The sequence below is a fragment of the Bradyrhizobium sp. 141 genome, assembly GCF_023074055.1.
GTDB lineage: Bacteria > Pseudomonadota > Alphaproteobacteria > Rhizobiales > Xanthobacteraceae > Bradyrhizobium.
Genome location: NZ_JADPKR010000053.1, coordinates 159134 through 181566 on the forward strand (window position 1 = coordinate 159134; position 22433 = coordinate 181566).

22 protein-coding genes are annotated in these 22433 nt (G+C 65.1%); 12 read left to right on the forward strand and 10 right to left on the reverse strand.

Annotated elements, in window-relative coordinates:
• The first annotated feature begins 37 nt into the window (after nt 1-37).
• The 3 genes from IVA81_RS15270 to IVA81_RS15280 all read left to right on the forward strand — a co-directional run bounded on the left by IVA81_RS15270 (nt 38) and on the right by IVA81_RS15280 (nt 5218).
• Entirely contained in the window at nt 38-1105 is a 1068-nt protein-coding gene (locus IVA81_RS15270) for an acyltransferase family protein (RefSeq protein WP_247319480.1), read from the forward strand.
• 200 nt (nt 1106-1305) lie between these two features.
• Nucleotides 1306-4359, forward strand: coding sequence for a DNA polymerase I (gene polA / locus IVA81_RS15275; protein WP_247319482.1), 3054 nt, complete (start codon nt 1306-1308; stop codon nt 4357-4359).
• Between the two features lie 223 nt (nt 4360-4582).
• The gene (locus IVA81_RS15280; RefSeq protein WP_247319484.1) at nt 4583-5218 is read left to right on the forward strand and encodes a LysE family translocator; all 636 of its coding nucleotides are present in this window, start codon (nt 4583-4585) and stop codon (nt 5216-5218) included.
• Nucleotides 5219-5406: 188 nt separating this feature from the next.
• Here the strand turns inward: IVA81_RS15280 and IVA81_RS15285 are convergent, their stop codons facing one another.
• The gene (locus IVA81_RS15285; RefSeq protein ID WP_247319486.1) at nt 5407-6033 is read right to left on the reverse strand and encodes a glutathione S-transferase family protein; all 627 of its coding nucleotides are present in this window, start codon (nt 6031-6033) and stop codon (nt 5407-5409) included.
• 186 nt (nt 6034-6219) lie between these two features.
• Here IVA81_RS15285 and pyrE point away from each other — a divergent pair, with 186 nt between their 5' ends.
• Both pyrE and IVA81_RS15295 read left to right on the forward strand, forming a co-directional pair.
• Nucleotides 6220-6783, forward strand: coding sequence for an orotate phosphoribosyltransferase (gene pyrE / locus IVA81_RS15290; protein WP_212277777.1), 564 nt, complete (start codon nt 6220-6222; stop codon nt 6781-6783).
• Between the two features lie 248 nt (nt 6784-7031).
• Entirely contained in the window at nt 7032-7811 is a 780-nt protein-coding gene (locus IVA81_RS15295) for a DUF2865 domain-containing protein (RefSeq protein ID WP_247319488.1), read from the forward strand.
• A 133-nt stretch (nt 7812-7944) separates the two neighbouring features.
• On the opposite strand, the gene IVA81_RS15300 is transcribed toward IVA81_RS15295, so the two are convergent.
• From IVA81_RS15300 to IVA81_RS15330, 7 genes are all read right to left on the reverse strand, one after another.
• Nucleotides 7945-8376: a hypothetical protein gene (locus tag IVA81_RS15300; RefSeq protein ID WP_247319490.1), complete on the reverse strand. Its 432-nt coding sequence runs from the start codon at nt 8374-8376 to the stop codon at nt 7945-7947.
• Between the two features lie 118 nt (nt 8377-8494).
• Nucleotides 8495-9166, reverse strand: a complete 672-nt coding sequence (pdeM, locus tag IVA81_RS15305) for a ligase-associated DNA damage response endonuclease PdeM (protein WP_247319492.1) — start codon at nt 9164-9166, stop codon at nt 8495-8497.
• A 53-nt stretch (nt 9167-9219) separates the two neighbouring features.
• The gene (locus IVA81_RS15310; RefSeq protein WP_247319600.1) at nt 9220-11808 is read right to left on the reverse strand and encodes a ligase-associated DNA damage response DEXH box helicase; all 2589 of its coding nucleotides are present in this window, start codon (nt 11806-11808) and stop codon (nt 9220-9222) included.
• A 261-nt stretch (nt 11809-12069) separates the two neighbouring features.
• Complete coding sequence (locus IVA81_RS15315; RefSeq protein WP_247319494.1) at nt 12070-12435, reverse strand: nuclear transport factor 2 family protein; 366 nt, start codon at nt 12433-12435, stop codon at nt 12070-12072.
• Between the two features lie 109 nt (nt 12436-12544).
• Nucleotides 12545-12895 (reverse strand): RidA family protein, encoded by a 351-nt coding sequence (locus IVA81_RS15320; RefSeq protein ID WP_247319496.1) that lies wholly within the window; start codon nt 12893-12895, stop codon nt 12545-12547.
• 115 nt (nt 12896-13010) lie between these two features.
• The gene (locus IVA81_RS15325) at nt 13011-13928 is read right to left on the reverse strand and encodes a PHB depolymerase family esterase (RefSeq protein ID WP_247319498.1); all 918 of its coding nucleotides are present in this window, start codon (nt 13926-13928) and stop codon (nt 13011-13013) included.
• A 3-nt stretch (nt 13929-13931) separates the two neighbouring features.
• On the reverse strand, nt 13932-15590 hold the full coding sequence (locus tag IVA81_RS15330) for an FAD-binding dehydrogenase (RefSeq protein WP_247319500.1): 1659 nt from the start codon (nt 15588-15590) through the stop codon (nt 13932-13934).
• Nucleotides 15591-15854: 264 nt separating this feature from the next.
• Here IVA81_RS15330 and IVA81_RS15335 point away from each other — a divergent pair, with 264 nt between their 5' ends.
• The 5 genes from IVA81_RS15335 (at nt 15855) to IVA81_RS15355 (ending at nt 20403) form a co-directional block, all read left to right on the forward strand.
• On the forward strand, nt 15855-16376 hold the full coding sequence (locus IVA81_RS15335) for a hypothetical protein (RefSeq protein ID WP_247319503.1): 522 nt from the start codon (nt 15855-15857) through the stop codon (nt 16374-16376).
• Nucleotides 16377-16522: 146 nt separating this feature from the next.
• Complete coding sequence (locus tag IVA81_RS15340) at nt 16523-16717, forward strand: hypothetical protein (RefSeq protein ID WP_247319505.1); 195 nt, start codon at nt 16523-16525, stop codon at nt 16715-16717.
• A gap of 24 nt (nt 16718-16741) precedes the next feature.
• Complete coding sequence (locus IVA81_RS15345; protein ID WP_247319506.1) at nt 16742-17332, forward strand: SCO family protein; 591 nt, start codon at nt 16742-16744, stop codon at nt 17330-17332.
• Nucleotides 17333-17589: 257 nt separating this feature from the next.
• Nucleotides 17590-18525, forward strand: coding sequence for a transporter substrate-binding domain-containing protein (locus IVA81_RS15350; RefSeq protein ID WP_247319602.1), 936 nt, complete (start codon nt 17590-17592; stop codon nt 18523-18525).
• A 234-nt stretch (nt 18526-18759) separates the two neighbouring features.
• Nucleotides 18760-20403: a lysine--tRNA ligase gene (locus IVA81_RS15355; RefSeq protein ID WP_247319509.1), complete on the forward strand. Its 1644-nt coding sequence runs from the start codon at nt 18760-18762 to the stop codon at nt 20401-20403.
• 105 nt (nt 20404-20508) lie between these two features.
• Here IVA81_RS15355 and IVA81_RS15360 read toward each other — a convergent pair whose 3' ends face one another.
• Together IVA81_RS15360 and IVA81_RS15365 are read right to left on the reverse strand one after the other, a co-directional pair.
• Entirely contained in the window at nt 20509-21261 is a 753-nt protein-coding gene (locus tag IVA81_RS15360) for a carbonic anhydrase family protein (RefSeq protein ID WP_247319510.1), read from the reverse strand.
• A gap of 105 nt (nt 21262-21366) precedes the next feature.
• A complete protein-coding gene (locus IVA81_RS15365) occupies nt 21367-21978 on the reverse strand; it encodes a TetR/AcrR family transcriptional regulator (protein ID WP_247319512.1) in 612 nt (203 codons plus the stop codon).
• Between the two features lie 93 nt (nt 21979-22071).
• Here IVA81_RS15365 and IVA81_RS15370 point away from each other — a divergent pair, with 93 nt between their 5' ends.
• Entirely contained in the window at nt 22072-22275 is a 204-nt protein-coding gene (locus tag IVA81_RS15370) for a hypothetical protein (protein WP_247319514.1), read from the forward strand.
• Complete coding sequence (locus IVA81_RS15375) at nt 22250-22393, forward strand: hypothetical protein (RefSeq protein WP_247319516.1); 144 nt, start codon at nt 22250-22252, stop codon at nt 22391-22393. The genes IVA81_RS15370 and IVA81_RS15375 overlap by 26 nt, the downstream gene beginning before the upstream one ends.
• Nucleotides 22394-22433 lie beyond the last annotated feature (40 nt).

Here is a 22433-nt window from a genome sequence, read left to right on the forward strand (position 1 = left end):
AACAGGACGGGCGAAAGGCGCCTCGAAAAGGGACACCATGGCACCATCAGGCACAATCGCAGGGAGCGGAGGCACCAGAGCCCCTTCTGCCGCGCGTGTCGACTGGGTCGACTACGCCAAGGGCATTTGCATCATCATGGTCGTGATGATGCATTCGGTGCTGGGGGTCGAGCTCGCCGCCGGCGCGACCGGTTTCATGCATGTCGCCGTCGCCTTCGCAAAGCCGTTCCGGATGCCGGATTTCTTCCTGATCTCGGGCCTGTTCCTGGCGCTGGTGATCGACCGGGACTGGCGAACCTATCTCGACCGCAAGGTGGTGCATTTCGCCTATTTCTATGTCGTCTGGGTGACAATCCAGTTTGGCTTCAAGGCGCCCGCTTTCGCGGCGGAGACGAGCTGGCGTGACGCCGGCCTGCTGTATCTGGAATCCTTCGTGGAGCCGTTCGGCACGCTGTGGTTTATCTATCTCCTTCCCATCTTCTTCATCGTCACAAAACTGACACGCAAGGTCCCGCCGCTCGCGATCTGGCTCATTGCCGCCGCGCTGGAGATGGCACGCATCACGACGGGGTGGACCGTCATCGACGAGTTCTGCTCGCGCTTCGTCTATTTCTATTCGGGCTATCTGTTCGCGCCTTACGTGTTCGCGCTGTCGGACCGCGCGCGGAAGCATCCGGCGCTTGCGCTCGCAGCGCTCGCGACCTGGGCGTTGGTCAATGCCGGCCTCGTCGTGTTGGGGGCTAGCGAATGGAAGATCGTCTCGCTCGTGCTCGGTTTTGCCGGCGCCTGCGCGATCATCACCATGGGAACGCTGCTCGCACGCGCCCAATGGATGAACTTCCTGCGCTTCTGCGGCGAACATTCCATCGTGATCTATCTCGCCTTCTTCCTGCCGATGGCGGCGACACGGACGCTGCTACTGCGCACCGGCATCATTCCCGATATCGGCACGGTGTCGCTGATCGTCACCATCGCCGGCGTGATCGGTGCGCTCGCGATCTGGCGGGCCGCCTTGCTGTTCAATGCCCGCTTTCTGTTCGAGCGGCCCGATGCGTTCTGGATCGCACCGAGGAAGGCGGGCGTGCGGCTGCAGGCGGCGGAGTAGCACACTGTCGTCGCCCGGCTCGACCGGGCGACCCGGTATTCCAGAGACAGTCGTTGTCGACCGATGGGCCGCGGCGTACTGGATTCCCCGGTCAAGCCGGGGAATGACAGTGGGGATGCGGGGAATGACAGTGGGGATAGCGAGCCAAAAACCCCCCTCACGAGGCTGTCAAAGTCCGCAAAAATTCATACATTGCGGCCATGCCCAAAACATCCCCGAAGACCACCGCCGCCGCCGAGAGCAAGCCCGCCGCGACAGCTGCTGCCAAACCGGTTGCGGCCAAACCTGTAGCAGCCAAGGCCGCTGGCAAGGGCGACCACGTGTTCCTGGTCGACGGTTCCTCCTATATCTTCCGCGCCTACCACGCGCTGCCGCCGCTGAACCGCAAGTCCGACGGGCTGCAGGTCAACGCCGTGCTCGGCTTCTGCAACATGCTGTGGAAGCTCCTGCGCGACATGCCGGCCGATAACCGGCCGACGCACCTCGCCATCGTGTTCGACAAGTCGGAGGTCACCTTCCGCAACGCGATCTATCCGGAATACAAGGCGCACCGGCCGCCGGCGCCGGACGACCTCATCCCGCAATTCGCGCTGATCCGCGAAGCGGTGCGCGCCTTCGACCTGCCCTGCCTGGAACAAGGTGGCTTCGAGGCCGACGACCTCATCGCGACCTATGTGCGCGAGGCGTGCGAACGCGGCGCGAGCGCGACGATCGTGTCCTCCGACAAGGACCTGATGCAGCTCGTGACCGATTGCGTCACCATGTACGACACCATGAAGGACCGCCGCATCGGCATCCCCGAGGTGATCGAGAAATTCGGCGTGCCGCCGAACAAGGTCGTCGAAGTGCAGGCTCTGGCCGGCGATTCCACCGACAACGTGCCGGGCGTGCCCGGCATCGGCATCAAGACCGCGGCGCAGCTGATCACCGAATATGGCGACCTCGACCAATTGTTGTTCCGTGCCGGCGAGATCAAGCAGCCCAAGCGCCGCGAGGCGCTGCTCGAGCACGCGGAGAAGGCGCGGATCTCGCGAAAACTCGTGCTGCTCGACGACAAGGTCAAGCTGGACGTGCCGCTCGACGAGCTCGCCGTCCACGAGCCCGATGCGCGCAAGCTGATCGCCTTCCTGAAGGCGATGGAATTCACCACCTTGACGCGCCGCGTCGCCGACTATTCGCAGATCGATCCCGCCAATGTCGATGCCGATGCGAGCAACAGCAGCGGCGCCAGGGCCGGCGAAGGCGCATCGAAAGCAAGGACGTCCGAGGCTTCCGGCGATCTCTTCGCCGCCCCTGCCGCGAGCGCAACGGGCGGCGACAAGGGCGACAAGGGCGCCAGCCTGAAGGGCGCGCCGATCTCGCTGGCGGCTGCGCGCGAAGAGGCCATGCGGAAGCTCCCGGTCGATCGGAGCAAGTATCAGACGATCAAGACGCTCAAAGAACTCAACGCATTCGTCGCGCGCATTCATGACGCCGGCCATGTCGCGATCGAGATCAAGGCAAACTCCATCGATCCGATGCAGGCCGATCTCTGCGGCATTGCGCTGGCGCTGGCGCCGAACGAGGCCTGCTATGTGCCGCTGGCGCACAAGCAGTCCGGCGGCGGTGCCGGCCTGTTCGATGCAGGCCTCGCGCTCGATCAGGTCAAGCATGAAGAGGCGGTTCAAGCGTTGCGGCCGGTGTTGGAATCGGCAGGCATCCTCAAGATCGGCTTCGACGTCAAGTTTACCGCCGTGATGCTGGCGCAGCACGGCATCACCTTGCGCAACATCGACGATGCGCTCCTGATCTCCTACGTGCTCGACGCCGGCCGCGGCTCGCACGCGCTGGACTCGCTGTCGGAGCGCTGGTTCGGTCATGCCATGCTGAAGGAGAATGAGCTGCTCGGCAGCGGCAAGGGCAAGATCACCTTCGACCAGGTACCGATCGACAAGGCCGCGGCGCTGTCGGCCGAAGGCGCCGACGTCGCCTTGCGTGTCTGGCACGTGCTGAAGCCGCGCCTCGTCGCAGAGCACATGACCGCAGTCTACGAGACCCTGGAGCGGCCGCTCGTGTCCGTGCTCGCGCGCATGGAGCGGCGCGGCATCTCGATCGACCGCCAGGTGCTGTCGCGTCTTTCCGGCGACTTTGCCCAGACCGCAGCGCGCGTGGAAGCCGAGATCCAGGAGATCGCGGGCGAGCCGGTCAATGTCGGCAGTCCCAAGCAGATCGGCGACATCCTGTTCGGCAAGATGGGATTGTCAGGCGGGACCAAGACGAAAACCGGCGCATGGTCGACCACCGCTCAGGTGCTGGACGAGCTCGCCGAGCAGGGCCACGACTTCCCGAGGAAGATTTTGGAGTGGCGCCAGGTCTCGAAACTGAAATCGACCTATACCGACGCGCTGCCGACCTATGTCAATCCGCAGACCCATCGCGTGCACACGACCTACGCGCTGGCAGCAACCACGACGGGCCGGCTGTCGTCGAACGAGCCGAATCTGCAGAACATCCCGGTGCGCACCGAGGACGGCAGAAAGATCCGCCGCGCCTTCATCGCGACATCAGGGCACAAGCTCGTCTCCGCCGACTATTCGCAGATCGAGCTGCGGCTGCTGGCCGAGATCGCCGACATTCCCGTGCTGAAGCAGGCGTTCCGCGACGGGCTCGACATTCACGCCATGACCGCGTCGGAAATGTTCGGCGTGCCGATCAAGGGCATGCCGAGCGAAATCCGCCGCCGCGCCAAGGCGATCAATTTCGGCATCATCTATGGCATCTCGGCATTCGGCCTCGCCAACCAGCTCGGCATCGCGCGCGAGGAAGCCTCCGCCTACATCAAGAAATATTTCGAGCGCTTCCCCGGCATCCGCGCCTATATGGACGAGACGCGCGATTTCTGCCGGAGCCACGGCTACGTCACCACCCTGTTCGGCCGGAAGATGTACTATCCCGACATCAAGGCGTCGAACGCCTCGGTGCGCGCCTTCAACGAGCGCGCCGCGATCAACGCGCGGCTTCAGGGCACCGCCGCCGACATCATCCGCCGCGCCATGACGCGGGTCGAGGATGCGCTCGCCGCAAAGAAACTATCGGCGCAGATGCTGCTGCAGGTCCATGACGAATTGATCTTCGAGGTGCCGGACGCCGAGGTCGAGGCGACGCTTCCCGTCGTGCAGCACGTCATGCAGGACGCGCCGTTCCCCGCCGTGCTGCTCTCGGTGCCGCTGCATGTCGACGCGCGCGCGGCGAACAACTGGGACGAGGCGCATTGAGGCTGCTTTCCCCGGATGCTGCGCAGCGCGCCGCCCTTCGCGGCGTGGTGCGCTGCTGATCCGGGGTGCACGCCGCGCGAACTGGATCCCGGCTCTGCGGCGCACCGTTTCACGCTGCGCCGCGTCCGGGACACGAGAGTTGAATTGTCCTCCGAGCAATTGCGCAATGGCCCCACTTCGCCGCGCATATTAGAACCACCGCGTCTCCCGCGCCGGTTCACCCATGCCTCACACCTCCGCCCTGCTCGGCTTCGCCCTCGTCTGCCTCGGTCTCGTGCTCACCCCGGGACCGAACATGATCTATCTGATCTCGCGCTCGATCACGCAGGGGCCCATGGCCGGTATCGTCTCGCTCGGCGGCGTGGCACTCGGCTTCGTGTTCTACATGTTGTGTGCGGCGTTCGGCATCACGGCGCTCCTGCTCGCGATTCCCTTCGCCTATGACGCGCTGCGCTTTGCCGGCGCCTTCTATCTGCTCTGGCTCGCCTGGCAGGCGGTGAAGCCGGGCGGACGCTCGCCATTCCAGGTGAAACAGCTCGCGATCGACAGCCCGCGCAAATTGTTCGCGATGGGCTTCGTCACCAACCTGCTCAACCCGAAGATCGCGATGCTGTATCTGGCGCTGCTGCCGCAGTTCATCGATCCCGTTGCCGGCAGCGTGCTGGCGCAGTCGGTCGTGCTGGGCGCAATCCAGATCGCGATCAGCGTCAGCGTGAATGCGATGATCGCGCTTGCCGCCGGATCGATCGCGCAGTTCCTGGCGAGCCGGCCGAGCTGGATGATGGTGCAGCGCTGGCTGATGGGCACGGTGCTGGCCGGGCTTGCGCTGCGGATGGCGGTCGAAGCGAAGAAGGTGTAGCTGACGCCACAAGCCGCGCGCTCGTGTCCCGGACGCGCAGCAGCGCTCTTGCGCTGCTGCGCTGAGCCGGGACCCAGCAGGCCAAGAACGAGATCGCAGATGCATGGGCCCCGGCTCTGCGACGCACCGGACGATGCTTCGCATCGCCGGGCGCGCTGCGTCGCGTCCGGGGCACGAGGCCCGGCAAGCTAATCCAGTTTCGCGTCCATCCCCCGCTTCACGGCCGGACGGGCCATCAGCGCTTCATACCAGCGCTTGACGTTGGGGAAGTCCGCCAGCTCAACCTTGTGGCGAGGATGGCGCCAGGCCCAGCCCAGGATGGCAAAATCGGCAATCGAGAGGTCGCCGGCGACGAAGTCGTGCCCCTCCAGGCGGCGGTCGAGCACGCCGTAGAGCCGGCGCGTCTCCGCCATGTAGCGCTTCAGGCCGTAGGCGCGGTCCTGCTCGTTCTCCAGCGCGATGAAATGGTGCACCTGGCCGGGCATCGGGCCGAAGCCGCCCATCTGCCACATCAGCCATTCGTAGACGGGGATACGGGCGCTGAGCGATTTCGGCAGGAATTTGCCGGTCTTTTCACCGAGATAGAGCAGGATCGCGCCCGATTCGAAGATGCTAACGGGCTTGCCGTCGGGGCCCTCGGGGTCGACGATCGCGGGGATCTTGTTGTTCGGGGAGAGCTCGAGGAACCGAGGCGCCATCTGCTCGCCCTTGGTGATGTTCACCGGGATCACCTTGTAGGGCAGCCCCATCTCCTCCAGCGCGACCGAGATCTTGCGGCCGTTCGGCGTGTTCCAGGTGTGCAGCTCGATGGTCATTCCCATGCCCTTCCCGAGGAGGCGTCGTGCCCTGACTTGGGCTCTCAACTACTCCAGAAGGTCGCGCCCCCACAACCGGCAGCCGGGGGATGGCCGATCCCTGTTGACGAGGGACGCCCCCTCTGGAATGTGGCGGCCGTCGCGGATAAATTCCGCCTCCTCTAAAAAGCTGTTCGAGGGACCGCCGTGTCGAAATCTGCCTCCCGCGCCCGCCTGTTCGAAATCATCCGCCGGCGCTCCTTCGGCCGCGGCGAGGTGACGCTCGCGTCGGGCCGCAAGAGCGATTTCTACTTCAACCTCAAGCCGACCATGCTCGACCCCGAGGGAGCGACCCTGCTCGCCGAGCTGACCTATGAGGCGCTGAAAGACGACAATCTCGATTTCATCGGCGGCCTCGAGATGGGCGCGGTACCGCTCGCCGGCGCGCTGGCGCAGATCTCCTGGATCAAGGGCCATCCGATCGCAGCCTTCTTCGTGCGCAAGAAGCCGAAGGAGCATGGCGCCAAGCTCGCGATCGAGGGCCTGCCGAAAGGCGAGACGCTGGAGGGCAAGCGCGTCGTGATCGTCGAGGACGTCACCACCACCGGCGGCTCGGCGATGAAGGCAGTGGAATCGGTGCGTGAGACCGGCGCCGAGGTGGTGCTGGTGCTGACCATGGTCGACCGCGAGGAAGGCGCCACAGATACGTTCGGCGCAGCCGGCCTGCCGTTCCGCTCGCTGTATAAGGCGTCGGAGTTCTTGAAGGCGTAACGGTACGAAACACGCGTGGCCGTCGCGTCCGGGCGTTGCCCGGAAGCCACCATCCGTCGGAAGCTGTGCCCGGCCTCAAAGAGGTCACCACCCCGACTTGAAACCGCCTCCGCTCAACTGCTCATTTACCATCGCGGCTTATGGTGAATCATGTGCTGAGGCCCTGGGGTTCCAGCCTTGTTCAGTAGCGTCGGGTGGAGTGAGCGTTGCGTACAGTCCTGTCCCATGCGCGCCCGCGGCGGCGCGCGATGCTTGTAGCCGCCACGCTTGCAGCACCGCTGCTTGCGGCTCCCGCCCCGGTTTCAGCCGAGGGCCTGTTCGACTTCTTGTTCGGCGGCATGCAACAGCAGCGGCCGCGGCGCGAGGTGCCGCAACAGGCGAGCCCGTACGCCGATCCCTTCACCGGCCAGCAAAATGCCGCGACCCCGCAATATGTGCCACCGACGCGGTCAGCCGCGGCTGGCAGCTCGGGCCCGGCCTTCTGCGTGCGCAGCTGTGACGGCAAGTATTTTCCGCTGATGCGGGGCCTCGCCTCGCCGGCACAGATGTGTCAGGCGTTCTGTCCTGCCAGCGCGACCAAGGTCTATTTCGGCTCCTCGATCGACGGTGCCGCGTCACAGACCGGCGAACGCTACGCCGACAGCGAAAACGCGTTCGCCTACCGCAAGGCGCTGCGCGCCGACTGCACCTGCAACGGCCGTGAGCCCGTGGGCCTTGCCCCGGTCGATCTCGCGCTGGACTCCTCGCTGAAAGCCGGCGACGTGATCGCCACCACTGACGGCCTCGTCGCCTATACCGGCATCCGCGTCGGCAACGACCAGGCGGCGGACTTCACCCCGGTTGCCTCCTATCCCGGCCTCACCGCCCAGGTCCGCGCACGGCTCGGCGAGATGAGGGTGGCGCCGGTGCGGGCGGAAACGGTATCGGCGGATGCTCCTGCTGCGGAGATCGTGCGTGAGACGCTGCCTGACGTGACGGTGCCGAAGACGACGGCGCAGAAATCGGCGAAGCGCGCGGGATTGGAATAGTTCGCTCTCGTGTCCCGGACGCGGCGCGGCATGCAATGACGCGACGCAGAGCCGGGACCCAGAATGCCGCGAGATGGCCCCGGCTCTGCAGCGCATCGCTTGGCGCGCTGCGCTTTGTCCCGAGCACGGCGCGTCACCTCCCGATGATCACCCCGATCACGTTTGGCGCCGCCAGATATTTCTCCTCGATCGCCGCGCGCGCGGCAGCGCGGTTGTCCGGCGTCAGGAGGCCGCGCTTCTCGGCCAGGATCATCCAGCAAAAGCCCCACCAGTCCGTCAGCATGCCCTGATCGCCGACGAGGTCGTAGCCCTGCTCGGCCGCAAAGATGCGCGCATGCGCTTCGTCCAGCGTGTCGAGAAACAGATGATCCTCGGCCACGAACAGATCATCGCTGACATCGTCGATGGTGTAGCCCCAGATCGACTGGCACACCGCGTTGAACTCGCGGTCGAACTGGTCGTCGTCGATCCTCTGGCGCCGCGCGGCGTGATGCAGCCGCGACAGCGAGCGCGCGAAATCGGCGATCCGGGTGAGGGCAAATTGATCGAAGGCGATGGTGGACATGTAGTCCTCGCAAAGTCTGACAGACGCTAGATATTGTGTCGGCAACGCGCCGAATCACAATGATATATCAAAGACTTGCTAAATTGTTCTTAATTTGTTCCGAGATCACGCTGAAATCTCAGGAACAGCGCGAGGCCGCAATGGCGTGGACGCGGCGGTCGCCCAGCAGATGGGCGACAAAACCATTGGTCGGGAAGATCTTTGCGAAGGCAGCGTCGCGGATGCTGAGACCGCCGGCATAGGCGCCGAACGCCGGCATCACCGCGCGCATCCCGTCGGAGACGAAGCAGCGGCGCTCCATCGAGCGGCCGCGCGCGGAGACGCGCGCCTTGGGATGGAGATGGCCGGCGATCTCGCCGCGCGCACCGGACGGCTCGTGACGGAAGGTGATCGGGCCGATCGCGACCTCGTCGGCGACGGTGCCGCCGAGATCGCGGGGCAGCATCGGATCGTGATTGCCGGAGATCCAGATCCAGTCGCGACCGGTCTGGAGCGCCGTGACGGCATCGCGGTCGTCCGACGACAAGCGCTGATGCGCGGTGCGGTCGTGAAAGCTGTCGCCGAGCGCGATGACGATGCGTGGATCATGGCGGGAGATGACAGCAGCGAGACGGCCGAGCGTCGCGATGGTGTCGTAAGGCGGCAGCAGCACCCCGCGGGTGGCGAAGCTCGAACCCTTCTCCAGATGCAGGTCGGAGACGACCAGCAGGCGCTGCTCTTCCCAGAACAGCGCGCCGGAGAGATCGGCGGTAAAGCTCACATCGCTGATGGTGACTCTGGACACGCGCATGTCGTCGACATCTCCTGAAACCTGCGCGCCAACGGTCACGTCCGAACCTGCTCTTATCCCATCGCCTCTTTGACGAGCTCATTGGCGGCTTCCGCCAGGAGCTCGTCTGCAGCTTCGCCATAGACTGACTCGCGGCCGATTTCCAGCATCACGGGCACCGCGAGCGGAGAGACGCGGTCGAGTTCCCTGTGCGTGATGCGGCCGTGGATGCGGGCGAGCATGTCGCCGAGGCGGCGCAGGTCGAGCAAACCGGTGGCGGCGTCGGCGCGGGCGGCGCGCAAGAGGACGTGATCGGCCTGGTGCTTGCGCAGCACGTCATAGACGAGATCGGTCGAGAACAACACCTGGCGGCGGGTCTTCTCCTCGCCGGTGTGGCGGCGCGCGATCAGGCCGGAGATGATCGCGCAGTTGCGGAAGGTGCGCTTCATCAGTGCGGATTCGGCGAGCCACGCCTCGAGATCATCGCCGAGCATATCGGGGTCGAACAGGGCGTTGAGGTCGATCCGGCCATCGCGGATCATGAAGGAGAGATCGCCAAGCCCCCAGATCGCCACCGCATATTCATTGGCGACGAAGCCGAGCGGCCGCGCCCGGGCACGCTCCAGCCGCCGCGTCAGCAGCATGCCGAGGGTCTGATGCGCGAGGCGTCCCTCGAAGGGATAGCAGACGAGATAATGCTTGTTGGCGCGCGGAAAGCTCTCGACCAGCAGCTCGCGCACCGCGGGCACCTGCGAGACGTCCTTCTGCAGCGACAGCCAGTCGCGCACCTGCTCCGGCAAGCCGCCCCAGGCGCGGCCGTCGTCGAGCAGCCGGCGCACGCGTTCGGCGAGATAGGTCGAGAGCGGAAACTTGCCGCCCATATAGGACGGCACCTTCGGGTCCTTGTCATGCGCGCGCGAGACATAGACCTGGTCCTCGACCAGGGTCTCGTAGCGCACCACCTCGCCTGAGAACACGAAGGTATCGCCGGGGCTCAAGCCCTCGATGAAGGCTTCCTCGATCTCGCCAAGCAACCTGCCGCCGCGCGCGATCACGCCGGTCGAGCCGCCTGCTTTTCCTTGGCCGCCGCCGCGCGAGCGCACCAGCCGCACCTTCAGCATGTCGTCCTCGACGATGGTGCCGACATTCATGCGGTAGCTCTGCCGCACCTTCGGGTTGGCGACGCGCCAGCGCCCCTCCTTGTCCTGCTTGATGCGGGCGAAGCGCTCGTAGGTCTTCAATGCGTACCCACCGGAGGCGACGAAATCGACGACGTCGTCGAAATCCTGCCGCGACAGGTCGGCGTAAGGCGCAGCGCTGCGAATCTCGGCATAAAGGTCATCGGAGAGGAACGGCTCGCCGCAGGCACAGCCCAGCACATGCTGGGCCAGCACGTCGAGGCCACCGGTGCGCAACGGCGGCGTATCCTGCGCGTTCTCGGCAATGGCGTCGATCGCGACGCGGCACTCCAGCACTTCAAAACGGTTGGCCGGCACCAGCACCGCGCGCGAGGCCTCGTCGAGGCGGTGGTTGGCGCGGCCGATGCGCTGCATCAGGCGCGAGGAGCCCTTGGGCGCGCCGATATTGACGACGAGATCGACATCGCCCCAGTCGACGCCGAGGTCGAGCGAAGAGGTGCAGACCACGCCGCGCAGCCTGCCCGCCGACATTGCGTCCTCGACCTTGCGGCGCTGGGCGACGTCGAGCGAGCCGTGATGCAACGCAATCGCAAGGCCGTCGTCATTCATGCTCCAGAGATTCTGGAACAGCATCTCGGCCTGGCTGCGGGTGTTGACGAAGACCAGCGTGGTCCTGTTCGCCTTGATCAGCTCATAGATCTCGGGCAGCGCATGGCGCGCGCTGTGGCCGGCCCAGGGCAGGCGCTCGCGCGTGTCGAGCATCTCGACCTCAGGCGGAGCCGCACCGCCCGCGATGACGATATCGGCGGCAGCTTGCTTGCCGCCCGGCTGCGGCACCAGGAAGCGCGCGAGCTGATCCGGCTCGGCCACGGTTGCCGACAGGCCGATCGCGCGCATCCGCGGCGCCAGCCGCCACAGCCGTGCGAGCCCGAGCGAGAGCAGATCGCCGCGCTTGGACGTCACCAGCGCATGCAGCTCGTCGAGCACGATGCGCTTCAAGGAGGAGAACAGGAACGGCGCGTCGTCGGAGGACAGCAGCAGGGCGAGCTGTTCGGGCGTCGTCAGCAACACGTCCGGCGGATAGCGCCGCTGCCGCTGGCGACGCGACACCGGGGTGTCGCCGGTGCGGGTCTCGACCTTGATCGGCAGGCCCATCTCGGCGATCGGGCGCTCCAAATTGCGCGCGATGTCGACGGCCAGCGCCTTGAGCGGCGAGATGTAGAGCGTGTGAAGGCCGCCGGTACGCTGCACGCTGCGGCCGGTGGAGACGAGGCCTTGCTTCGCACCCGCATTCCGTTCAGCCGCTTCAGTCGAAAGTTCGACCAGCGTCGGCAGAAATCCCGCCAGCGTCTTGCCGGCGCCGGTCGGTGCGATCAGCAGGGCGCTGGCGTCCTCGCGCGCCTTCTCCAGCAGCGCCAATTGATGCGCGCGCGGCGACCAACCGCGGGCCGCGAACCATTGCTGGAAGCGGCGAGGCAACAGCGCGGCCGGCTGGGCCGATGTCTGGAGGATACGGGGCGGCACGCATGAACAGGTAAGCCGTGGCGACGGCTTCGTCGAGGGGGTGCCGCCCTCTCCGTCTGCGGCAGAACAATCGCGTATGCGCTCGTACATTGGGACCACGATCTTCTCCACATCGTCATGGCCGGGCTTGTCCCGGCCATCCACGTCTTCCGATGGCGCACCAAGAACGTGGATGCCCGGGACAAGCCCGGGCATGACGACCTCTTGTGAAAGTCCGAATGCGGGTACCCTCTCGCCAACGGCGAGGGAGGGCGAGCGGTCTCACCCTCCGGCCGGCACCTGATCGAGAAATCCGGTCACGCTTCTGATACGGCCGTCCTTCAGCACGGCAAAATCAGTGCCCTTGATCGGGCTGTCGGTGCCATCGGGACCAAGTCCCCACGAAAAGCGGATGTGATCGCCGTAGCCGTTGGGTTCGCCGATCAGCTTGAACTTGAAATCGGGAAAGCGCTGCTGCACGCCTGCGATCAGCGCCTCGATGCCGTCGCGGCCGTCGCCCTCCATCAAGGGATCGACATAGCTCGCATCCGTCGTCCAGTTTTCGCTGAGCAACTCGCGGCGTCGGCCGGCGGTGCGCTCGTTCCAGAGCTCGATGTAGCGGCGGGCGATGGTGATGGGGTCGGTCATGGTGCTCTCCTTCGATGGCGCCGTATTCGGCTGACCTGACTATCGAAGGTTCACGCGCGTCGATCGATTACCTCGGAGGTCATCAACGCGCGTGACGTTTTCGCGAAAATTACTTCGCCGCAACGACCATGATCTCGACGGTGTATTGCGGCGCCGCCAGCTTGGCTTCGACGGTGGCGCGCGCCGGGGTGTTGCCGGGCGAGACCCAGGCGTCCCACACCGCGTTCATCTCGCCGAAGGTCTTCATGTCGGTGATGTAGATCGTGGCCGAGAGCAGCTTCGACTTGTCGGTACCGGCCTTGGCGAGATGGCCGTCGATGGTCGCCAGGATGTCCTGGGTCTGCTTCGTCACGCTTTCGCCGCCGGCTTTGTTCGCGACGACGCCGGCGAGATAGACGGTGTTGCCGTGCACGACGACCTGGCTCATGCGCGGGCCGGTTTCAAGGCGCTGAATGCTCATTGGGATCTCCTCACTGGAATGGCGGCCCTGTCTAGCCCAGCGCCTCGCGCTCTGCCACCCCCGGCACGCATGCGTTGCCAGCCACGCATGCGTTGCCCAGGCATGCATGCGCCGTTTACGGAAACTGACTGAAAAATGTCCAGATTGTCTCGGCGCCGTCGATGTCGCTGTTCTGTGCCCCCAGCAGGCTGGCTGCGACCCTCGGGAAGCGGGCATCCGGGGCGAAGCCGGGCATGCGGTGGCCGCCATGATTGATGCGATAGAGCACGACGTCGTGCCCGGCCGAGCAGCGCGAGGTGATCCGGGTGACCGTGGACTGGTCCGCGGGATTCTTGTCAGGCAAATCGACCATCGCGGCGTCGTCAGTCTCGCAGCCATTGAGCTTGCGCCAGAACGCCAGCGTCTCGTCGGTCGACCAGAATCCGTCTGCGGCGTAATAGCTCGATCCGCGTCCGCCCTCGTAAGGCACCAGCGGATCGGCCGTGCCGTTCATGAGCAGCATCGGCAGCGGCCGTGCCGGATGGCACGTGACCGCGGCCTCATCAGTGAGATTCATGATCACGCTCGCGCCCGCGGCAAACAGATCGGCGCGGGCGCAAATCAGCGTCATCGCCATGGCGCCGCCATTGGAGACGCCCGCGACATAGACGCGCTTTGCATCGGCCGTGCCGTCGGCCACCAGCTTTTCGACGAGCTTTGCGATGAAGGCGACATCATCGGTACCCACCGGTGGGCCGCGCAGCGCCGGTCCCGCCTTCGTCCGCGCATCGGCCCAGGCGTGGTTGAGGCCGTCGGGAAACACCACGGCAAAGCCATCTCGTTTCGCGACCTGCGGCCACGCCGTCCGCGTGATCATGTCGGCGCCGCGCTGGGTCTTGCCATGCAGCACGATCACGAGCGCTGCAGGCTTTTTGGCCGGCAGCTGCGCAGTGTAGGAGCGCTTCACGCCGTTGACGTCGATCGTCTCGGCGGATGCAGCCGAAGCGGCGGCCAATGCCGCGACCAGCGCCCCGAAGCGCATCCACCGCCGCATGATCTAGCCCACCGCTTTGGCAGCGGCACGGCCCGCATTGCGGCCCGAGAACAGGCAGCCGCCGAGGAACGTGCCTTCCAGCGAGCGATAGCCGTGCACCCCGCCGCCGCCGAAGCCGGCGGCTTCGCCGACCGCATAGAGGCCGGGAATGACGCTGCCCTCGCTGCCGAACACACGCGAGTCGAGATCGGTCTCGAAGCCGCCCAGCGTCTTGCGGGTGAGGATGTTGAGCTTGACCGCGATCAGCGGCCCCTGCGCGGGATCCAGGATCCGGTGTGGGGAGGCGGTGCGGATCAGCCTGTCGCCGATATAGCGGCGCGCATTGTGAATGTTCATCACCTGCGCGTCCTTGACGTAGGGATTGGCGATCTCGCGGTCGCGCGCCTCGATCTGCATCTTGATGTGCTCGAGCTTGAGAAGGTCGCTGCCGGCAAGCTTGTTCATCTCCACAACAAGGTCCTCGATCTTGTCGCGTACGATGAAGTCGACACCGTGGCTTTTGAACGCTTCCACCGGCGCCGGTGCGCCCTTGTTGGTGGCGCGGCGCAAGGTCATGCGCCAGCTTTTGCCGGTCAGGTCGGGGTTCTGCTCCGAGCCTGACAGCGCAAACTCCTTCTTGATGATGCTCTGGGTCAGGACGAACCAGGAATAATCATAGCCCGTCGACATGATGTATTGGAGCTGGCCGAGCGTGTCGGAGCCCGGGAAGAGCGGCGCCGGCAGCCGCGTGCCTGTTGCGTCGAACCACATCGAGGACGGCCCGGGCAGGATGCGAATGCCGTGGCGCGGCCAGATCGGTGACCAGTTCTGGATGCCCTCGACATAATGCCACATGCGGTCGCGATTGATCAGCCGCGCGCCTGATCTCTCCGTGATGCCGATCATGCGGCCGTCGACATGTTCGGGCACGCCGGAGATCATGAATTTCGGGGGATCACCGAGCCGCTTCGGCCAGTTCTGCCGGACCAGCTCGTGATTGCCGCCGATGCCGCCGGAGGCGACGATCACGGCCTGCGCCTTCAGCGCGAACTCGCCGACCACGTTGCGAGAGGAGCTCTTGCCGCGCTCGATCGTATCAGGAGCGAGGACGGCGCCGCTGACGCCATCCACCGTGCCGTTGGTGATCGAGAGCGCGTCGACGCGGTGGCGGAACCTGAAACTCAGCCGGCCGCTGTTGGCGGCCTCTCGCGCGCGGCGCTCGAACGGCTCGACGATGCCGGGGCCGGTGCCCCAGGTGACGTGAAAGCGCGGCACGGAATTGCCGTGGCCCATCGCGTCGTAGCCGCCGCGCTCGGCCCAGCCGACCACGGGAAAGATGCGATGGCCCATGGCCCGCAGCCAGGCGCGCTTCTCGCCGGCTGCGAACGCCACATAGGCCTCGGCCCATTGCCGCGGCCAGAAATCCTCGTCGCGGTCGAAGCCGGCGGCACCGATCCAGTCCTGCATGGCCAGGTCGAAGGAATCCTTGATGCCGAGCCGGCGCTGCTCGGGCGAATCGACCAGGAACAATCCGCCGAACGACCAGAACGCCTGGCCGCCGAGCGACTGCTCGCCTTCCTGATCGACCACGATCACGCGCTTGCCCGCCTCGGCGATTTCGGTTGCGGCAACCAGTCCCGATAGTCCCGCGCCGACAACGATCACGTCCGTCTCTTCAGCCATGTATTTCCCCCACCCCTAGGTTCCCCTGTATTTGCCCGGATTGAAGCCGACGGTTGTAACTGAGATCAAGTGTGTGGCGCGCAAGACATCGTTAACTTGTTCCACTTTGGGATAGAGACCTTCCGAGTGCAGCGCGGACGCAACACTGGATTTGAATTTGTTTTGAGCGAGCCGGCCTGCCTAGACAAAACCTCGGTTACGACGGACGCTAGCCGTGCATCACCACCTGACAAGCAGATTCGAATTCGACCGGGGCGGGGGCCAATGAAGTTTCTGACGGGGTTGCTTGCGGCGGTTCTGTTGATCGCTGGCATGGGGGCTTCTCACGCAGTGGTTCGGATCGCGGATGACCGCGGCGGCCGAATTGGAACCTATGTCGACAGGTACCAGGATCTGCGTCAGTCAGGCGAAACCGTCATCATCGACGGCCTCTGCGCCTCCGCCTGCACCATCGTCCTCGGCGCTATCCCGCATGACCGCATCTGCGTGACCTCGAGTGCGACGCTTGGCTTCCACGCGGCCTGGGATTTCGGCAGCAATGGCCGCGCCGTCACCAATACCGAGGCGACTCAGATGCTTTATGCGATGTATCCCTCGCAGGTGAGGCGCTGGATCAACCAGCGCGGCGGTCTCACCCCGCACATGCTGTTCCTAAAGGGCAAGCAGCTCCAGGCCATGTACAAGCCCTGCTACCTGGATGCGCAGGCCTCGGCGATCAAGCCGTCGCGACGGCCTCTCCCGCAGGCGGACCAGATCGAATCCGCCCGGGGCCAGCTCCTGCGTTGACGTTCTCGGCCTGACTGGGTCGTTCTGGCCCGCCCGCGGCGCCTTTCCCTGCAGGCGGCGCCTTCCCTGCTGGCGGCGCCTTGCCCGCAGGCGGGCCGAAGCTTATCTGAGGGTTGGGAACCCGGGCTTTTGCCCCCATCATTGCCATGGCTCAACCACTGCACCCGACGCACCCGCTACAGGACAATTCGCCCACTGCCGGCCGGACGCCGTCCGTGCTGCTGTGGGTGGGTGCGGCGATCGGTGGATTGCTCGTGCTCGGCGCGCTGGCGCTGTGGTTCCACTACGGCACGCAGATGTTCTTCGAAATGATCAGGACCGGTTTCGCCGCCTGCTTCTGATCCCCGACAGGAAGTTTTCCGCCCATGAGTTCCGCCACCCGTCCGCTGGTGATCGCGACCGCCTTCGCCGCAAGCCTCGTTGTCGGGCTCCTGATCATGTTCTGGGCCATGGGCGGGGTCAGCAAGGTGGCGCAGCCGGCCGCGATCGGCGGCCCGTTCCAGCTCACCGACCAGAACGGCAAGGCCGTCACCGACAAGAGCCTCAAGGGCAAGCCGACCCTGATCTTCTTCGGCTACACCCATTGCCCCGACGTCTGTCCGACATCGCTGTTCGAGATCTCGGAAGTGCTGCGGGCGATGGGCAAGGATGCCGACAAGGTCAATGCCATCTTCATCTCGGTCGATCCCGAGCGCGATACGCCGGCGACCATGAAGGAGTATCTGTCGAGCTTCGATCCGCATCTCGAAGGCCTCAGCGGCGACCCCGCCGAGACCGCCAAGGTCATCACCTCCTATCGGGTCTACGCCAAGAAGGTCCCGACCAAGGACGGCGACTACACCATGGACCACACCGCGCTGATCTATCTGATGGACCGCGATGGCCGCTTCGTCTCCCCGTTCAATTTGAAGCGCACCCCGGAAGAAGCGGCGGCTGATTTGAAGAAGTATCTCTGAGGACCTTGTCCAGACGCAGCTGCTTCTCCGTGGTCATGGCCGGGCTTGTCCCGGCCATCCACGTTCTGGGGCAGGCTAGGAAAGTTCGTGGATGCCCGGGCCTTCGCCTCGCCGAAGCGGCTTCGGCCGCGCAGGCGGGACAAGCCCGGGCATGACGGGCGAGAGACCTTTACCCAGCCTATAATCCGCGTTCGCGTTCCTGCCGGGATGGTCTATAAGGCCCTCCGATCTCAATGACATTCGTTCATTTCCGGCCGATGGCTCCATCGCACCAGGCGAAATCGTCCCAATCTGCCCGTAGCTTGCTGATGGCGCTGGCCGTCGGCACCTGCCTGCTCACGGGCCTGCCCGCCGCCGAGGCTCAGGCTCCTGCCAAGCGGCCCCCGGCGGCACCTCAGGCCACGCCGCAGGTCGCGCCCCAGGCCGCCCCGCAGGCCGTGCCCGGCTTCTGGGATCCGCGGCGGCGACCGGAACGGCCGGACCTGTCGCGTCTGACCGTGATCCGCTTCCTGACCGAGACCGACTATCCGCCGTTCAATTACACCGGCGCTGACGGCAATCCCGCCGGCTTCAATGTCGATCTCGCCCGGGCGCTGTGCGAGGAGATCAAGGTCACCTGCACCGTGCAGATGCGCCGCTTCGAGACGCTGGTCGATGCGCTCTCCTCCAACCGCGGCGATGCCATCATCGCTTCGATGGCGGTGAGCCCGCAGCTGCGCGCCCGGGTCGACTTCACCGATCCCTACTACCGCGTGCCGGCGCGCTTCGCCTCGCGCAAGGACGCGGTGATGCCGGAAATCCGGCCTGAATATCTCGAGGGCAAGAAGGTCGGCGTCATCGCCGGCTCCGCGCACGAGGCCTATCTCAAGGCCATGTTCACCGACGCCGAGCTGCATCCCTATCCCAACGACGACGCGATGCGCGCCGCTTTGCGCAAGGGCGAGGTCGATTTCATCTTCGGCGACGCCATCTCGCTCGCGTTCTGGATCAACGGCACCGATTCCGGCGATTGCTGTGCCTTCTCCGGCGGTCCCTTCGTCGAGAGTCGTTTCTTCGGCGAAGGCATCGGCATCGCCGTGCGCAAGGGCAACGACGTGCTGCGCCAGGCCCTGAACTGGGCGCTGTTCCGCGTCTGGGAAAAAGGCCGCTACACCGATCTGTGGCTGCGGTATTTTTCGGTGAGCCCGTTTTAATTCCACTGCTCTTGCGGCGAGCGAGCTGCCGTAGGGTGGGCAAAGGCGCGTAAGCGCCGTGCCCACGTCTTCGGAATGGTGGGCACGCTTCCGCCTTCGCTCTTCGAGCTACGGCGGACAAGTCGCTTTGCCCACCCTACGATTCTCGCAATGACGGTGGAGGCGCCTGCACCCCCTCACAAATTGCATTCTGCCCGGAAATCGCTATTTTCCGCGACCCGGAGGCCCTTCTTGATGTCCGTTATCGATCCCAACATGAACCCGAGCGATTTGCGTGCGCTCGCCGAACAATCCAACGCCTGGCCGTTCGAGCAGGCGAAGGCCATTGTCGCGCGGCTGAAGAAGAGCCCGAAGGACGAGGTGCTGTTCGAGACCGGCTACGGGCCGTCAGGCCTGCCGCATATCGGCACGTTCGGTGAGGTCGCGCGCACCTCGATGGTACGGCACGCTTTCCACGTGCTGACCGAGGACAAGATCAAGACACGCCTGCTCGCCTTCTCCGACGACATGGACGGGTTTCGGAAAGTGCCCGACAACGTCCCCAACAAGGAGATGCTGGCCGAGCATCTCGGCAAGCCGCTGACGCGGGTGCCGGATCCGTTCTCGAACGAATATCCGTCGTTCGGGCACCACAACAATGCGCGGCTGCGCGCGTTCCTCGATCATTTCGGCTTCGACTACGAGTTCGCGAGCTCGACCGACTACTACACATCAGGCCGCTTCGACGCGACGTTGCTGAAGATGCTCGCCGCCTACGACAAGGTGATGGCGATCATCCTGCCGACGCTCGGTCCCGATCGCCGCGCGACCTATTCGCCGTTCCTCCCGATCAGCAAGACGACGGGTGTCGTGCTGCAGGTGCCGATGATCCGGCGCGACGTCGCGGCTGGCACGGTGACCTATGTCGACCCTGATACGAACCAGGAAGTCGAAACATCAGTCACCGGCGGCAACGTCAAGTGTCAGTGGAAGGCCGACTGGGCGATGCGCTGGGTCGCGCTCGGCGTCGACTACGAGATGGCCGGCAAGGACCTGATTGATTCGGTGAAGCTGTCCGGCGCGATCGCCAGGGCGCTCGGCGCCACGCCGCCCGAAGGCTTCAATTACGAGCTCTTCCTCGACGAGCAGGGCCAGAAGATCTCGAAGTCCAAGGGCAACGGCCTCACCATCGACGAATGGCTGCGCTACGCCTCGCCGGAATCGCTGTCGCTGTTCATGTATCGCGAGCCGAAGGCGGCCAAGCGACTCTATTTCGACGTCATCCCGCGCAACGTCGACGACTATCAGCAGTTCATCGACGGCTTTGCCAAGCAGGATGGCAAGCAGCAGCTCGGCAATCCGATCTGGCACATCCACAACGGCCATCCGCCGAAGGGCGACATGCCCGTCACCTTCCAGCTTCTGCTGACGCTGGTGTCGTCGTCGAACGCAGAGAATGCCGAGACGCTGTGGGGCTTCATCGGCCGCTACCGCCCGGGCGTGAGCCCCCAGACGCATCCGAAGCTCGACGCCATGGTCGGCTACGCCATCAATTATTATCGCGACTTCGTCGCGCCGACGAAGCAATTCCGCGTCCCCACGGAGACCGAGCGCGCCGCACTTCAAGACCTGCGCGATGCGCTGTCACAGCTTGGGCCGGACGCATCGGCCGAGGACATCCAGAACGTCGTCTACGAGATCGGCCGCCGCGAGCCGTTCCTCGATCAGGTCAAGAAGGGCAAGGACGGCCGGCCCGGCGTCACGCTGGACTGGTTCAACATGCTCTATCAGGTCCTGCTCGGCCAGGAGAAGGGCCCGCGCTTCGGCTCCTTCGTCGCGGTGTACGGCGTGCAGAACGCGGTCAACATGATCGACGGCGCGCTGGCGCGGAGTGCGTGAGGCTCTTGTAGCCCGGATGGAGCGAAGCGAAATCCGGGGGTCTTCACGAGCGGCATCAGCGGTCCCGGATTGCGCTTCGCTCCATCCGGGCTACGAGACTTCCGCTCAAATCGACCGCAGCACGTAACGCCGATTATCCTTCTGCACCGGGCGCGCGTTCATCGGATAGAGCTTTGCGAAGGCGGCGACATCCGTGGCCGAGACCTGGATCGGGTCGGTCAGCAGCAGCCATTCGACCACCTCCGAGCAGGGCGGCGTCGTCAGCGAGCCGGGATAGCGGAAATAGCTGAGCCGCTGCGGCAGCATGGCGTGGGGATCGATGCCCGCATCCGCCTTCACCGCGGGGCCTTCCGCCGTCGGCATGGTCTTGACGATCTTGCCGAAGGCCGCGTTCGGCCTGCCCTCGGCCATCAGCACGCCGACCACGGCGAGCCCGCCGGCCTCGTTGCGATGGACGAAATGCGCCTCCATCGGAAAATTCTTGCCGCCGATCATGTGCTCGCTCGGCCGGTGGAAGTGCACCTGAAGCAGCTTGTACTTGACGTTGCCGAGCATGAGTGTGCTGCCCTCGGCGAAGTCGAGCTGGATCGTATGCCCGTTGTTCACGATGGTGTCGGCGCTGTTGCCCCAGTTCAGCTTCAACGCAGGCAATTGCGACTTGACGGTCGCCTCGATGTCGATCGGGGATTGTTGCAGGCCGATACCGCAGGCCTTGTTGGCCGCGTCGAGATCGCCCCATTTGGCCGGAGCGCCGGCGCCCTCATAGCTCCAATGCGCGCCTTCGGCGGCGAAGGCCGGCTTGCAGAGCGGACAGAGCGCAAGACCCGCCAGGGCCTTCAACGCGTGACGGCGATTCATTGTATTCCCCTAAGATAAAGCTGGAGCGGTAATATGCCGCAACCTATGCGAGAGGGCCGGTGAGTCGCAATGGCGATCGGGGACGATCGCGAGCTCGCGGCAGGTTCACGCCTTCTGGCGGAATGTCTCCAGCACGGCCGCGACGATCTTCTGTCCGTTTCTGCGCAGCTTCCTGGAATCGTCCGCGTGCGGGAGCAACAGCCCGATCTTGCAGATCATGGCGTCGATCATCCGGCTCAGCAGATCGACATCGTCCGCGTTCAATTCGCCATCGCGCTTCAGGGCCCGCAACGTCGCGATCAGCAGCGCGGTCGGATAGGTCTCCTCGATCTCGCGATAGCGCGGCTCGCCGAGCACGGCCTGCGCTTCCTGGATGACGATGCGCGCATAGTCCGGCTCTTCGCAGGCATCGAGATAGGCGTCGATGCCGGCGCTGAGACGATCCCAGATCTTGCGCTCGCCCCGTGCCGCGGCCTCGATCCTGGCTGCGGCCTCGCGCTGCATGGCGACCACCACGGCGTCGAACAGTGCCTTCTTGTCCTCGAAGTGATGGTAGAACGCGCCGCGCGTGACCCGCGCCGCCCGCGAGATCGCCTCCATGCCGGCCGCCTGAAATCCGTTGGCCGCAAACGCCTCGCGGCCAGCATCGAGCAGCGCCTGCCGCGTGGCCTCGCTGTACTCTTCCCGACGACTCTTCGGAGGATCCTTCGTCCGCATCGCGCGCAACCTAATACTTGACGCGCAGGTATCAAACCGCATATAACATACATAATGTATGTATTAGACACGTTGGATGTACAGAGGCGAGCGATGGACGGCAAACGCATGTTCGAGCTGGCGGATAGGCTGGCGATCGCGAAGAGCCGGCAGGATGTCGCTGCGGCGCTGGAGGTTCTGCATCCGGATATGGTGCTGGAGACGCCGGCCTTCGGCACCCGGGTGCAGGGCCTCGCGGACAACGAGCGCATCCTGACGCGCCGAGCTGCCGGTGTTCATCACCTTTGCCTTTCGTGACGACAGAATCGCGCATGAACGCTTCGTCTTCGATCTCTCCGAGCTCTGCGCCCAATCCGGCGTCTCGACCGATGCGGTCAGGCGCAAGCTGTTTGGCGACACCGTGCAGGCGGCCTAGATCGCTGACACCCTTCCGTCCACGACTACCGGGGAGCATC